Genomic DNA, 13,995 nt, shown 5'->3' with positions numbered 1-13,995 from the left:
ATCCGTGTGCCATGACGGTGGCTGCCAAGGCTGAGTCAGCGCGAAGTGGTGCCCGCTTCGCCTCCTCGATGAACCGGCCACGACTGCCCGCGTCTCCACGCGCCAGGACCACTCACCGACAGTGCATGTGCGGCGGAAGCAGCCTCAGAACAGCAAGCACATCGCGCATCTCCACGAACCCATCCTGATCCAGGTCGGCGTTGCGGAGATAGCCATGCTGATCCGCACGCTTCCAGAGCGAGCTTGCCGCGGCCGATGCATCGGCGCACGTCAACTGGCCGTCACCGTCCACATCGCCCGGAAGGTACGGCTGGATCTCGAAGGCGTACAGCTTGACGCCGCTGCCCTGCTGCGGACTTCCCGCCTGCAGGGCGACGAACCCGCCCACCGAGCCCTGCCGTTGGCTGATGGCGTTGTTCGCGTCGCGGTTCGGCGTGGTGCCGTCCACCACTTCGTTCAGCACGTAGTGCTGCGGGCTGGCGCTGCTGCCGGCGTACTGGAACATCTTCATCTCACCGGTTCTCGGGTCGACGGGCGTGTTGAACCACACCGCCTGGTCCAACACCCGTTCGGCGATCTGCGAACCCTCCTGGCCGTTCGTCTGTCGAGTGATCAGCGAATACTGGCCCGCCACCACCGTGCCAGTGGCGCCGTTGCCCCTGAACAGGAGGTGCGGGTACACGTTGGAGCCGTGGATGTAGCTTTCCATCGTGTGACCGGTCTCGGCCGCATACGGTTTGGCGGCGGGGCTCTTCGACTCCTCGAAGACGAACTTGTGGTTATCCTGGGCCAGCGCCGGCTCGCTCGTCGGCGCATTCGAGTTGCGCAACGGAAGCAGCGTGTCGCCACGCAGCACGACGGGCGTGCGGGACAGCGATTCGGGCGAGGTGCCCGTCGCCGGCTTGCTCCTGTTCGTCAGCACGTTCGTCCGGAGCTCCCCGGTGTCATGCGGTGCCGTCGTCGCGGACGCCACCATGTAGGTCCTGCCGGGTTCGAAGCGCGTCACGAGCCGCCATGCCTTCTCGGTCGACGGGTCCTTGGCCAGGCGAAGTCCCAGGGGCCCGGAGATGGGATCCTGCGGCGACAGGATGAGCGTCTCGCGACCGTGTTTCTGCACCACTTTCATGTCGCGCGCACCGGATGCCCGTGCCATGCCGTCGGCTGCGTAATAGGTCTTGTACTGCTTGAACCGGGTGTCGCCATCGCTGAACCGGACTTCGGCATAGGACAAGGGCGACGCCAAGGCGTTCGGCGCGTCCATCCACGAAACGGTCATGTGCCCGAAGGACAGGACGAAGATGGCGGTGTTCTCCACCCCCACGTTCCGATAGGCAGCGGCTGGCGCCGGGCCCCGCGCGGTCACCGTCACATGGCAAGGCTTGCCGGGCACCACGGCGCAGTCGGTCGGGTTGAAGCTCATGTTCTCGACGGCGTACCCAGGAGGCAGGGAGACATCGTTCGCGCCGAAGGCGACGTGCCGCGTTCCCACCGGCACGTGGATGTCGAGCATCGCGTGCGCGCTCTTGCCGCCCCAGGTCCTGGCCTTGAAGATCTCCCCGCCGTAGCGGAAGGTCGCCTTCACACCGCTCGGCGGCAAGCCTGCATCGATGAGGTACTGCTCCGGGTTCGTGGTGGCCCAGTACGCTTCCTTGGGCTGGCCGACGGCCGACCACGGATAGCCGTTGGTGTGGTACCCCGGGTCCGTCATGCCCCACCACGTGACCCGGTGCACGCCGCCCTTGTAGTGCGGGTGGCGACCGCCCGGGCCGGCGGCGTACTCCTTGAGCAGGCTGAAGAGCTTCGCGTACTGCACGCCCTGCTCAAGAAACAGAGCGTTCATCTCGGGGCCGTTCTGGATGCGCTGGGCCTTGTCCAGGCCCAGGGTCGGCGCCAGGTCGAGTTCGGTCAGGTCGACGCTCACGCCGAGCTCGAGATAGGTCTTGAGGGTCCTCTCGAAGGCGTCCAGGTTGAGCCTCATGTCCCAGTGGCCCTGGGTCCCGATGACATCGACCAGCGGCCTGGGCTTGCCCCTTTCGTCGTACAGGACCCGGCCCCTGCCGGCAGCCGACTCGGCGGCGTAGCGTTCGTTGAACTCCTTGACCATCGACGCGATCGCGGTGGCCTTCGAGGCCCGCTCGTTGTCGTTGAAGTCGTTGTAGTTCAGCAGCGCCGTCGTGTTCTGGCGGGCGTGGAAGAACGCGTCGTACATGTAGTCCCAGCTCTTGCCGCCCTTGGCGTAGGCCTGGGCCCAGCGAGAAGGCCGCTCTTCCGGGTTGTAGCCGGTGCGCAGCGCGTTGCGCCAGTCCGCCGGGTTCTCGGGGTTGTCCTTGAACGCCTCGTTGACGACGTCCCAGGCGTAGGTCTTTTGGGGCGGCCGATCGAAATGGCCGGCCACGATCCGGATGTAGTACTCCAGGCTCGTCCGGGCCATGGCGTAGTCCCACGGTGTCTCCCAACCACCGTTCGGGGTCGGGACGTTGGCGGCGGGCCATTGCGCCGACTGGTTGTGCCACAGGAGCGTATGGCCGGTCACCTTGACGCCGCGCGTGTTGGCGGCACCGATGTCCACGTTGATGCCCGAGGTGAAGTTGGTCAGGAAACCCGGGGCGGGGTCGGCGATGCCGCCACTCCAGAACTCAGGCTTCATCGCGTTGCTGGGCGTCACCGCGTTGAAGTGCTTCACGGTCATGGCCGCGACCGAATCCTCGCCCGGCACGACGTTCGCGCCGAAGTTCGCGGCGTTGAGATTCGTGCTGCCGATGAGGAAGTGGTTCTTGTAGACCTCCTTCAGCGCCGGCCAGTCCGCGGGATTCGCGGGTCGGTCAGCCGCCAGGGCGGCGGCCGCCATCGTCAGTGCCGCCGGGAAGGCCGCGAGGCCCTTGAAGATCAGGCTGCTGGAGTTCATTCCCATCCTTTCAATGGTTCGGTGGAACGGGGAAGCGCTCGTGCGAGCGCAGGGTTGAACCAGGACTTCAATAGAACCAGCGCAGCGGCACGAGCACCGTCTGCGGGAAGAGGACCATGACGAACAGCATCGCGAACTGGGCCACCATGAACGGCAGCACCCCGCGCGTGACCTCGTCCATCTTCATGCGGCCGACACCGGCCACGACGTTGAGGATGGTGCCCACCGGCGGCGTCACCAGGCCGATGGAGTTGTTGATGATGAAAAGCACGCCGAAGTAGACGGGGTCGATGCCGGCTGCCTTGATCAGAGGCATCAGCACCGGCGTCAAGATCAGGATGGTGGGCGTCATGTCCATGGCCGTGCCCACCAGCATCACCAGCAGCATGATGGCGATCAAGAGCAGCGTCTGGTTGTCCAGCAGCGGGCGCAGCAGGTCCACCACCTGCGCGGGCAGGTTGGCCACCGTGATCAGCCAGGCCGACACCATCGCCGACGCCACCAGGAACATCACCACCGCCGTGGTGCGGGCCGCCGTGACGAAGATGCGCACCAGCGCCTGCAGCTCCAGCTCGCGGTACACCACCGTGGAGACGAACAGGGCGTAGACGGCCGCGACAACCGCCGCTTCGGTGGGCGTGAACACGCCCATGCGCAGGCCCACCAGGATGAACACGGGCAGCATCAGCGCCCACAAAGACTCGCGTGCCGCCGTCAGCATCTCGGCCCGGGTCTTTCGCTGGGGGAGCACCAGCGCCTCCTTGCGGCCCACCCACCACCAGGTCAACGCCAGTGCCAGGCCGATCATGATGCCGGGGACGATCCCGGCGATGAACAGCTTGCTGATCGACACGTTGGCGGCAACGCCGAAGATGACGAAGCCGATGCTCGGCGGAATGATGGGACCGATGACACCCGCCGCCGCGATCAGCCCGCCCGAGACCCGCTTGTCGTGCCCCGCCTTGATCATCATGGGCAGCAGCAGCGCCGTCAGCGCGGCTGCGTCGGCCACGGCCGAGCCTGACAAGGCCGACAGCAGGCAGGCCGCGAGGATCACCACGTAGCCCAGCCCGCCCTTGACGTGGCCGACGAGCGCCAGCGCGAAGTTGACGATGCGCTGCGACAGCCCGCCGACGTTCATGATCTCGCCGGCCAGCATGAAGAAGGGCACGGCCAGCAAGGGAAAGCTGTCGGCACCGTTGATGAAGTTCTGCGCCAGGATCTGCGCGTCGAACAGGTCCAGGTGCCACATCAGGGCCACGCCGCTGGCCAGCAAGGCGTAGGCGATGGGAATGCCGAGCGCCATCGCGCCGAGCAGACTGCCGAGGAAGATGAAGACGGTCATGCGCGTGGCCCGTGGGGTACGTCACCAGGACGGGGGTGCGCAGGCTGCGCGTCGTTGCGCGCCAGCTCGGCCTGCAGCGTCTCGAGCTCGGCCTGCTCTTCCGACTCCTTGATCCTCACGAGCTCGCCCTCCGAGAGGTGGCCCGTCAGCAGGCGCGCGAGCTGCAACAGCAGCAGGATGCCGGCGCAGACCGAGAAGATCACGCCCGAGGCATAGAAGACCGCCATCGGGGTACCGGTCACGGGCGCTGCCACGTCGAGGTTGATGCGGGCCTGCTGCCAGCTGCCGTCGAGGAACAGCCAGGTCACGTACAGCATGAGCAGGTGTCCCAGCAACAGGCAGGCCTTCTTGCCAGCCACCGGCAGTCGCGACACCAGCATGTCGGTGCCGAGGTGCCCACCTTCCTTGAGCGCCACCACCGCGCCCATGAAGCACAGCCACACGAAGAGCCAGCGCGAGACTTCCTCGCTGATGGCGATGCCCGAGTTGAAGGCGTATCGCAGCACGACGTTGCCGAACACGAGCACGACCATCACCGCGAGTGCCGCTGCGATCAGCAGGTCCAAGGCGCGGCAGAACCGATCGATGGTGCCGTCGATCATGGCGCCGTCCCGAGGTGCAAGGCGGCCATCACAACCGGGCCCCCTGCAGCAGGCCGCGAGCGGCCAGGTTGCCGAAGAGCGCGCGCAGGCCGAAGCGCCAGGGCGGCGCGGCCTCGCAGTGCGTCACCCGGTTCTGCAAGCCGCCCAGCCAGTGGCTGTGGATGGTGACCACGTCGCCCAGCTTGTGGGTGAAGCCGCCGCCCGGCTCATCGCGGTCTTCCGTGGGCGCGAACAGCGTGCCCAGGAACAGCATGAAACCGTCGGGGTACTGGTGGCAGGCCGTCGTCTGCGCCACCAGGTCGACCGGGTCACGGCTGATGCTGGCCATGGTGTTGATGCCGCGCAGCGTGAAGCCGTCATCACCCGCGACATGCAGGTGGACGGTCTCGCGGCGCAGCTGGTCCAGGCCGAAGCTGTCGTCGAACAATCGGATGAACGGGCCGATGGCACAGGACGCGTTGTTGTCCTTGGCCTTGCCGAGCAGCAGCGCGCTGCGGCCCTCGATGTCGCGCAGGTTGACATCGTTGCCAAGCGCGGCCCCGGCGATGCCGCCGCGGCCGTTGACGGCCAGCACCACCTCCGGCTCCGGGTTGTTCCATCGCGAATCGGCGCGGATGCCGATGTCCTGGCCGTGTCCCACCGCCGCGAGCACCGGGGCCTTGGTAAAGACCTCGGCATCGGGCCCGATGCCGACTTCCAGGTACTGCGACCACAGCTTCTTCTGCTGCAGGAGTTGCTTCAGCGCCTGCGCCTGCGGCGAGCCGGGGCGGATGTCGGCCAGGCTGGTGCCGATCAGCGCCAACACCTGGCTGCGCAGGCCCTGTGCACGGCTGGGGTCGCCACCCGCCTGCTCCTCGATCACGCGCTCGATCATGCTCGAGGCGAAGGTGACGCCAGCGGCCTTGATCACCTGCAGGTCGCACGGCGCCAACAGCCAGGGCGCCGAGTCGTCCCGGCGAGCGGAACCGCTGTTGTCGAGCAACCCCTCGACGCTGCAGAGCAACTCCCCGGGCACCGACCGGACGGCTTGCGCCGGCTGGGCCGTGTCGAGCAGCGTGCTCATGGTGGGGAAGTGCCGGCTCAGGTCGAAGACACCCTCCGGCCGCAGCACCACCACGGACGGGCCGGCCGGCGCGCCAGCGCGCCAGACACGCCCTACCAGCGTGCCGGCCAGGCCGTCCTGCGGCAGCACGGCGTGCAGGCCATCGGCGCGCACCGGCAGCGCCGTTGTCGTTGAACTCATTCTGGTTTCCTCGGCGTTGTCAGTGGAGGGCGGCCGCGCCGCCCCCACGAGGTACGGGCTACTTCGCGGCAGTCGTGCCGCCGCGAACCTTGGCCAGCTCACCGTTCAGCTCGGCCGTCGTGTCCTCGCCGAACTCCTTGCTGAACTTGGCCAGCACGGGCTGCAGCTTGGCCTGCATCTTCGCGTGTTCAGTCGGCGGCAGCTCGGTGACCTGCATGCCGGCCTTCTTGAGGTCGGCCAGGGCCGTCTCGGAAAATGCGCGGATGGTCTTGCGCTCATGCAACGTGGCGTCTCGGGCCGCGTCCTGCACGATCTTGCGTTCGTCGGCCGAGAGGCCGTCCCAGGTTTTCTTGGACAACAGCAGCACCCAGGCGCTGTACATGTGGCGCGACAGCACCATGTGCTTCTGCACCTCGTAGAACTTGCTGGCGAGGATGGTCGCTGCCGGGTTCTCCTGCCCATCCACCGCCGCCTGCTCCATCGCGGTGTACAGCTCCGTGAAGGGCATGGGGGTTGCATTGGCACCCAAGGTGTTGAAGGTGTCCAGGAACAGCGGGCTCTGGATGACGCGCAGCTTCAGGCCAGCGAGGTCCTCCGCGCGCAGCACCGGGCGGCGCGAGTTGGTGACGTGCCGGAAGCCGTTCTCCCAGAAGCCCAGACCGATCAGTCCCTTGTCCGGCAACGTGGCCAGCAGCTTCTGGCCGAAGGGTCCGTCCAGCACCGCATCGGCCTCCTTCTCGTTGTTGAAGGTCAATGGCAGGTTCAGCACGCCGAAGGGCTTGATCAGCGACACCAGCGTGGAACTGTCGGGGATGGTCATCTCGAGCGTGCCGCCCCGCAACGCGGACGTCATGCTGATGTCGTTGCCCAGCGAGCCGCTGGTGAAGACCCTCGCCGTCATCTTGCCGCCGCTCCTGGCCGCCAGCTGGTCCGCGAAGTACTTGAGCGCCTTTGCCTGGGGGTGGTCTTCGCTCAGGCCGGTACCAACCTTGAACACGTGGTCCTTGACCTGTGCCGAAGCGGGGCCCGCCAGCGTGGCCAGCAATGCTGCGGCCACGCAAAGTGATTGCATTTTCATGATGTCTCCGAAAGGTTGTACGTCAGGCGCGCCCACCTTGCTGTGACGCGCCGGCCCTCTGTTGGGCGGTTCTTGATGGGGCTGAAGGCTAGGAGAGTCCCCGTTCACGGTCCACTGACTTTTTCGCTAGCATTCATTCCAAATGCTGATGAGTTCGGACAAGCCTTCTGGGAAACCCTTGGCGCTGGCGCAGGTCTCGCGACTGCGTTTCCGGCACCTGCAGTTCCTCGACATCCTCGGAAAGACGCGAAATCTGCGCCTGACGGCCGAGCAGATGCACATCACCCAGCCGGCCGCGACCAAGGTGTTGATGGACATCGAGGAGATGCTGGAGTCGCGCCTGTTCGATCGCCTGCCGCGCGGCATGCGGCCGAATGAGCTGGGCCTCTTCACCTTGCGCTATGCGCACGCGGCCCTGGACGGCCATCGCAAGTTCGTCGACGAGTTCAGCACGCTCAAGCAGGGTGGCCATGGCCACTTGTCGATCGGCGCCATCTCGGGTTCGGCCGCACACCTGCTGATTGCCGCGGTTGCCGAGCTTCAGCGCCTGAGGCCGCTGCTCGTCGTGAAGGTGCTCGAGCAGAGCAGCGACCAGCTGATCACCTGGCTCGCCGAACGCAAGATCGACATCATGATCGGCCGCTTCACCGACGAGTCGCAGCGCGCCCAGTTCCAGTACGAGAAGCTCTCCGACGAGGGCCTGCAGATCACGGCGGGTGTGCACCACCCGCTGCGCGGAAACCACGCACCTGGGTGGGTGGAACTGTCGCACTGGCCCTGGATCCTCTATCCGACGTCTACGGCGCTGCGCAAGGTGTCGGATGACATCTTCAGCAGCACCGGCCTGTCGCTCACCTCCGGGATCGTGGAGACCCCGTCATTCCTGTTCGCGCTGGAGCTCCTGCAGAGCACGAACATGCTGTCGCTGCAGCCCGCAGCGCTTGTCGACAAGTACGTGCGGCGTGGGCTTCTTGCGCGCATCGCCTCAGAGCTTCCAGACCGCATGCCCGACTTCGGGATGATCACACTGCAAGGTGAGCAGCCCAGCACCTCAGTGCAGGCCTTCATGCACGTCATCCGCACCCTCGCAGGCCAGGCTGCAGGCAGCGTGTAGGGCGCGGCCTCGAGGTCCGGGTGGGATCTCAGGTCACGCGGGTCAGCCTTGAACTCAAAGTACTTGTCGGCCCAGCGCCGAAAGTGGGCGCGCCAGCAGCCTTGGCTCGCTTCTCGACCTTGACGCGCGATGGTGACTGACCGCGCTCAACCGATCCGCCCCGGATCACTCCCACTCGATGATCAATGGGGGCAGCCCGCACCTCTGTGGAGAGGTGGTCGGCATCGCTCACCTGGAGAGAATACCGTCGCGTGTACCGCCACGACTCGACCACCGTTTTCCGTGTCCAGAACGCATGAGCAACGCCCCCAGTACTAGTCCGCTAGGCCTGCCGCCGTAGCTTCCCCTTGCCAGCGGCTGCCTGCGGTTCCACGAGTCCGTCGTCGTTTGACGTTGCCGCAGACCCGCGGATAGGCGAGAGGAGCGGCAGCGCGATTTGTGCACCTGCTTGACGTTGAGCTCGCTGAAGATTCTCCGCGAGCAGGCGTCTCAATATTTCCTCGTCAGGCATCTTCGGCGAGTAGTCGTTCCATCCATATGCAACCGCCACAGCTACGTCCAATGCCTGATGAGCCTGCACAAGCCACATCGGCATTTGGTTGTAGAGCTTGGTGAGCGTCCGCGATGCCAGCTGTGCCTCGAAGCCGGCCCTCGCCCTGACGCGATCTGGATATGGAGACCGTGTGAAACCGATCGGCGCTATCTCGGCTTCCTTCTCCGTCCAGTCCGATGGGTTGAGCCATGCATCACGCAGCAGAACAAGACGACGCGCCGCGCTCGCAATGACTTCCGCCGTTGAGCGCACGGCGCCCTGCAGCATCGCGGGAATCAGTGCATTGGATTCAAGAACTCTCTCCGTCTGCTGGTGCGAAGTATCGGCAGGCGTAAAGCCAATCGGGAAGGGGAACGTTCGAAACGTCGAGATGGACGTGTAGCGCGGCCGATCCTCCAAACTGGTTCCAAGCTTGAGTGACCATACGGTATGCAGTCGACTTTGCAATACACCAAAGGTTGTGTCGTCCTCTCTTGCAATGACCACCAAATTTTTGTCTGCGGCAACTGTGCAGGGCAACCAAACGAAGATGCGATGCTTTGATACCTCAGGCGTCGCCAAGTACCGCCCTAAGTTCTGGATCGCCACCTTGTAGTCGGACCCTGATCGCTTGAACAGCCAGTACCGCTCTCGCGTTCCCTTCTCCGCGTTGCTCAATCGCTCCGGCCGAACCACCTCGTGAACGTGACGAAACGGCCCCTCGTGAACAGCAGCCTGAGTCAGGTCTCGCTCGCCGAAGTCGATGATCCAACGATCCGGCCAGCGGCCCGTGACCGCCGCCCCATTCGCCCAAGGCAGAAGCACGCTGGAATTTGACGCACTGTCAAGCGCCGGCTCGCTCAGCCACTGCCGAGCAAGGGCTCCAGGCACATCAAAGCTTCCGCCCTTTGTTGGGCCCTGAAATGCACAGGCATTGTTCTCAAGCAGGGCCCGCGCTGCGGGAGCCCCAGAGTCAACTTTGCCCGCGAGTGGAGAGAGGTCAGAGCCAATATTCTCAACGGGCTTCCCGTTCAGACTGGCAAGGCCACCATCTCGCCCAAACGCGATGAGGGACACACGAACGGATGCGCCTTCGTTGACCCACGGCTCGTCACTCCACGCCTCGAATATCCTGGTGGTGCGCACAACGTTTCCCAGCACCTCTCGATTCTTGCCTCCACGGATGGAGTTCGTTGCAACTAGTCCTGCCGCACCGAGGCCAGCACGCTCAATTTGCCCACGAGCCTTTTCAAACCAGTAGCAGACCAGATCGGCACCGCCAGGAACACGGCCAGCGTAGACCCGACGGAGATTAGTTGTTTCCGTATCTCCTAGCTCACCACGCATTTTCTTGTCTCCAACGAATGGAGGATTTCCAACAATCACGTTTGCAGTAGGCCACTCCGCCTCACTCCCATCGGGGTTGACTAGCGCGTCTCGACATTCGATCTGATCGAGCGGATCAAGGATTGGATTCGATTTCCAACCAAAGCCGCGCTGCATCCGCCATTGCAGCTCGCCGATCCAAATAGTAACTCGTGACAGTTCAGCGGCATACGCATTGACCTCAAGACCTAAAACGTTCTGCGGACCGGTAAAAGGCAGCTGGCGGTGCAAGCCCAAGCCTTCAGCCTCCAAGTTCACACGGTGCTCGATGTCTTTTAGCGTTCGAAGTGCTACGTAAAGAAAGTTTCCGCTTCCACATGCAGGATCGAGTACACGAAAATCACGAAGATGCTCCAGGTACTCATTGAATAGGCTCTGAGCTTGTTCTTCTGCCACTTTGGCAAGCCCGCGCGTGCGGGAGTGCTTCGCCTGCTCAGCTCTAGTCGTACTAGGGATTCTCTCCGCAGCTTCTCGCAGAGAATCGCGACTCCCCATGAGCTGCTCAATTTCAACCTTGACCGTCGACCAGGCCGCCAGCAACGGTCGCTCAACAACCGGGATCACCAGCTTCGAGATGGTGGCAGGATCTGTGTAATGTGCGCCGAGTTGCCTGCGTTTGCGTGGATCAAGGCCCCTCTCGAACAGAGTACCAAAGATGCCGGGATCCAAGCCTCGCCAATCTAGACATGCTGCGGCCCGTAATGCGCTCAAATCCTCCTCCGTCAGCACAGGAACGTCCACGACCTCGAACAACCCACCGTTGAACCAAGCAATATTCTCTATGCCAAAGTCGCCTCCGGTGCGCATAACCGCAAACAGGCGATCAAGGCCTCGACGCAACCCTTCGGGATCATGCTTGTTTTCCGTCAGCGATTTGAACAAGTCTGTTCTCAGCAGGCCGGCATCCTGAGCAAACATGCAGAAGAGGCATTGCGTTAAGAAATGGGCTGCTTGATGTGGAGGAGTTCCTCGCGCTTGCATCCGCTCAGCAATGGCCGCGAAACTCTTCGCCGCATCTTGTGTGATCTCGATACTCGAACGATTAGGCCTGAAGCTATACGGATCAGAGAAAACCGCGCGAAGTGTTCTCCGCGTTTCGGGCTGAATAATTTCGTTGTGCCCGAAGGCAATGCACTCGCTGGCATAGCCCGTAAAGTGCGTGTGGATCTGAAAAAAAATGCGATCGCTCACGACCAGCAGCGGAGGGTTCTCCAGGGGCATCGCATACTGCATCAACTGGTCGAGCGCATCGCTTAGCGATGCGCCTGGAGATTTGTACTCCCACGCAAAGAATCCCCGCTTCCAAACGTCGGCGAAGCCAAGAGCTGTATTCGTACGATGGAAACTGCGCTCGAAGCAATAGCTATCTGGATCGGTAGGCTCTGAGACGCCGAGCACGCGACAAAGATCTAAGAAATGTGGCTGCGCGCCGGCCCGCTCATTTAACCGGTGCGCCTGTCCGCGCGGCCCCCATTTTTGGAGGAACTCGCTTGGATCCATCGCGGGTATCGACTGGTACTGCGACATGCGCCCCCCTGTCGGGATGAGTCAGGGCATGAAGTCTGCTCGTACCTGATTGAGCTGAACAGCCCAATGACATAGGTACTTTCGTGAACAAATGACACCATGGCGACGCAACGCCGCAGCGGGCTGGCTGTGCTGGGACTAGGCTCGGCTTAGCTTGTGCAATACGAGGACCAGATGGAATATCCCAAAAGATCTGCCAATGGCGACGCCGGCGAGTACCTTGCAGCGTACTCCCTCACGAAAGCGCTGGGCTGGCCCTGCCGCCTCTATGGTGTCGACTTGGGTGTCGATGCTGAACTCGAAATCCTTGATGACCAGGGCGTCTCACGTGGGGACATCGTCAAGGTACAGATCAAAACGATGCAGCCGGAAAAGACCAAGCCCGAGCTTGCCATTTATGTTGATGAACGACACATCGATTATTGGCAGCGCTTCTGTCTACCGGTAATCGTATGCTGCGTCGACCTCTCTCAGGAGAAGGTCTACTGGAGGCAGATCACCGCGACCGAAGCATTTCGCTCGCGTGGCCAATCGCGAAAGGTGACCTTCGATCGTGAAGTGGACTTGATTTCTCCGCAGGCAAGACCGTTGCTGGAGAAGCTCGTTCACCCAGCGGAGTCGAAAGAGATACTGCCACTGTTTCAGGAACTCGAGCGCCGCTTCGCGAGGCTACCGCAGGGCATCGTCCGATTCTTCGACTTGGACCAGATCGTTGAGATCGATTCGCTGTGTGAGGATGTCTCAGAGGTCCTTCAGAAGTTAGAGCGGATCCTCGCCTTCTTTCCTTGGCGGGTCAACGCGTTCGAGAATGCGCGACTAGGCGCCATCCGAGACGATGTTCTCGCACTAAAGCGCGACGGTGCCATGGCTGCTGCGGACATCCTCAATGGCGGCTAGGGAACTGCTGATCAATGCACGTGACGAAACCGGTTCATGAACACGGTGCCGCTGACCGATGCCGAACTGGAGGCCTACAGGCAGCACCCCTGCACCTTCTTCGGCACGATCGACCGGAACGCCGGGCGAAAGCAGGTCGTCACAGCCATGGACCACTTCGATTTCCTGTGGGAGAGCTACCGGAAGACCGACAGGGACAAGCTCCTGGACTGGATGCAGGCGGCACCGAACAGCGATGAGCTGAGGACGATCGACCAGACCGAACTCGCGACCCGGTACTGCGTCGGGATGGCCGGGTCGATGATGCGCGAACTGGAGGTTCGCCGCGCGGCTGCAGCCGCCGCCGATGCGGATGGCCACGCGGTCGCTGAGCGTTCCGAGCCCATCCAGGGCTAGCCGTCAGGCGAGCGTCTTGAGGTAGGCCCGGAAGGTCTCGGGGGCTTCGAAGTTGGGAATAAGAATCGCGAACGGCTGAAGGTTGGCCGGCGCCAGCAGCGCTTGGCCGCTGGAGATCGCCGCCGCGGCGCTGTCGAGCTTCTGCTCGATGCGGCCCACCCACTTCGACCAGCGGCTCAGCTCGGTGGATTTCATCGTGTCGACGTCGAGCGGCTCGAACTCCTTGATGCCTTCCTCAAGGTCGACCACCATGATCTGTCGCAAGTCGTTCTGGCTCTGCAGCGCCTCCAGCCCGCGGATGTCGGCGACCTTCTCGACGATTACGCGTGGTGGCCGACTACCTTGCACGCGAGCGAGGTCGATCTCGCGCTCGGTGGGCTCACGCTCGGTCGTGAGTACGCTGTCGCCGGTCCGCAGCAGATCAGCGATTCGTCGGATGACGACGCCGGGCACGCCCTTGCCGCTTTCTACGAGCGGCCGGGAGTTCTTGTACACCCAGTCAGCCCCGCGCTCACCGGTGCGCAGCGCCTTGATGCGTTGCTTGAGTTCGTCCAACTTGAACGTGAAGTCCCACAGCCGCTCGCGCGCCTGCTTGTCCCGCATGTCTCGGTCGAACTGCGTGGCCATCGTCTCGAAGTCCACACCGAAGTAGTTCTTCCCGCAGTCCTTGCCGATGTTGGTCTCCACCCCGGATTTCGTGACCACCAGGTAGCCGCGACCGTGCGGTCTGTGGCAGTCCGACAGGCCGCAGCGGATCCTGTCCGCGAACGCGTACTGACCAATGATTCCGCTCAGCACGTGCTCGGCCGGGTTGAGGTTTCCGTTGAAGCCGGGCCTGCCCACGATGTCGTCCCACGACTCGACGCGGACAAGCTCCTTGCCTTGATTCAAAACGATCACTTAGCAGCTCCTCGTGCAGCGAGGGGGGCAGTTTACAGACGCAGGCGCAACGACCCGCGCCGATCGATCC

At 63.4% G+C, this 13,995-nt stretch carries 10 protein-coding genes; 3 read left to right on the top strand and 7 right to left on the bottom strand.

Translation table 11 applies throughout. The features are described from left to right. Window positions 1-112 precede the first annotated feature (112 nt). The 5 genes from ASC98_RS19005 to ASC98_RS18985 all read right to left on the bottom strand — a co-directional run bounded on the left by ASC98_RS19005 (window position 113) and on the right by ASC98_RS18985 (window position 7,173). A complete protein-coding gene (locus ASC98_RS19005) occupies window positions 113-2,905 on the bottom strand; it encodes an endo-1,4-beta-xylanase (RefSeq protein WP_056814678.1) in 2,793 nt (930 codons plus the stop codon). A 67-nt stretch (window positions 2,906-2,972) separates the two neighbouring features. Then, the gene (locus ASC98_RS19000; protein WP_056814675.1) at window positions 2,973-4,250 is read right to left on the bottom strand and encodes a TRAP transporter large permease subunit; all 1,278 of its coding nucleotides are present in this window, start codon (window positions 4,248-4,250) and stop codon (window positions 2,973-2,975) included. Then, entirely contained in the window at window positions 4,247-4,852 is a 606-nt protein-coding gene (locus ASC98_RS18995; protein ID WP_056814671.1) for a TRAP transporter small permease, read from the bottom strand. The genes ASC98_RS19000 and ASC98_RS18995 overlap by 4 nt, the downstream gene beginning before the upstream one ends. Window positions 4,853-4,880: 28 nt before the next feature. Further along, the gene (locus ASC98_RS18990) at window positions 4,881-6,095 is read right to left on the bottom strand and encodes a fumarylacetoacetate hydrolase family protein (protein ID WP_056814670.1); all 1,215 of its coding nucleotides are present in this window, start codon (window positions 6,093-6,095) and stop codon (window positions 4,881-4,883) included. 58 nt (window positions 6,096-6,153) lie between these two features. After that, window positions 6,154-7,173 (bottom strand): TRAP transporter substrate-binding protein, encoded by a 1,020-nt coding sequence (locus ASC98_RS18985; RefSeq protein WP_157597765.1) that lies wholly within the window; start codon window positions 7,171-7,173, stop codon window positions 6,154-6,156. A gap of 148 nt (window positions 7,174-7,321) precedes the next feature. Between ASC98_RS18985 and ASC98_RS18980 the strand changes: the two genes are divergently transcribed. Then, on the top strand, window positions 7,322-8,287 hold the full coding sequence (locus ASC98_RS18980) for a LysR family transcriptional regulator (RefSeq protein ID WP_056814835.1): 966 nt from the start codon (window positions 7,322-7,324) through the stop codon (window positions 8,285-8,287). 322 nt (window positions 8,288-8,609) lie between these two features. Here the strand turns inward: ASC98_RS18980 and ASC98_RS29620 are convergent, their stop codons facing one another. After that, complete coding sequence (locus ASC98_RS29620) at window positions 8,610-11,732, bottom strand: class I SAM-dependent DNA methyltransferase (protein ID WP_200952969.1); 3,123 nt, start codon at window positions 11,730-11,732, stop codon at window positions 8,610-8,612. Window positions 11,733-11,906: 174 nt separating this feature from the next. Here ASC98_RS29620 and ASC98_RS18975 point away from each other — a divergent pair, with 174 nt between their 5' ends. Then, complete coding sequence (locus ASC98_RS18975; protein ID WP_157597746.1) at window positions 11,907-12,629, top strand: DUF4365 domain-containing protein; 723 nt, start codon at window positions 11,907-11,909, stop codon at window positions 12,627-12,629. 36 nt (window positions 12,630-12,665) lie between these two features. Next, window positions 12,666-13,025, top strand: a complete 360-nt coding sequence (locus ASC98_RS18970; protein ID WP_056820336.1) for a hypothetical protein — start codon at window positions 12,666-12,668, stop codon at window positions 13,023-13,025. Window positions 13,026-13,028: 3 nt separating this feature from the next. Here the strand turns inward: ASC98_RS18970 and ASC98_RS18965 are convergent, their stop codons facing one another. Continuing rightward, complete coding sequence (locus ASC98_RS18965; protein WP_056820331.1) at window positions 13,029-13,925, bottom strand: hypothetical protein; 897 nt, start codon at window positions 13,923-13,925, stop codon at window positions 13,029-13,031. Window positions 13,926-13,995 lie beyond the last annotated feature (70 nt).

The organism is Rhizobacter sp. Root1238, assembly GCF_001425825.1.
In the GTDB taxonomy this organism is placed as follows: domain Bacteria; phylum Pseudomonadota; class Gammaproteobacteria; order Burkholderiales; family Burkholderiaceae_C; genus Rhizobacter.
The sequence above is the reverse complement of the archived record's forward strand: the minus strand, read 5'-3'. Positions and strand labels throughout refer to the sequence as shown.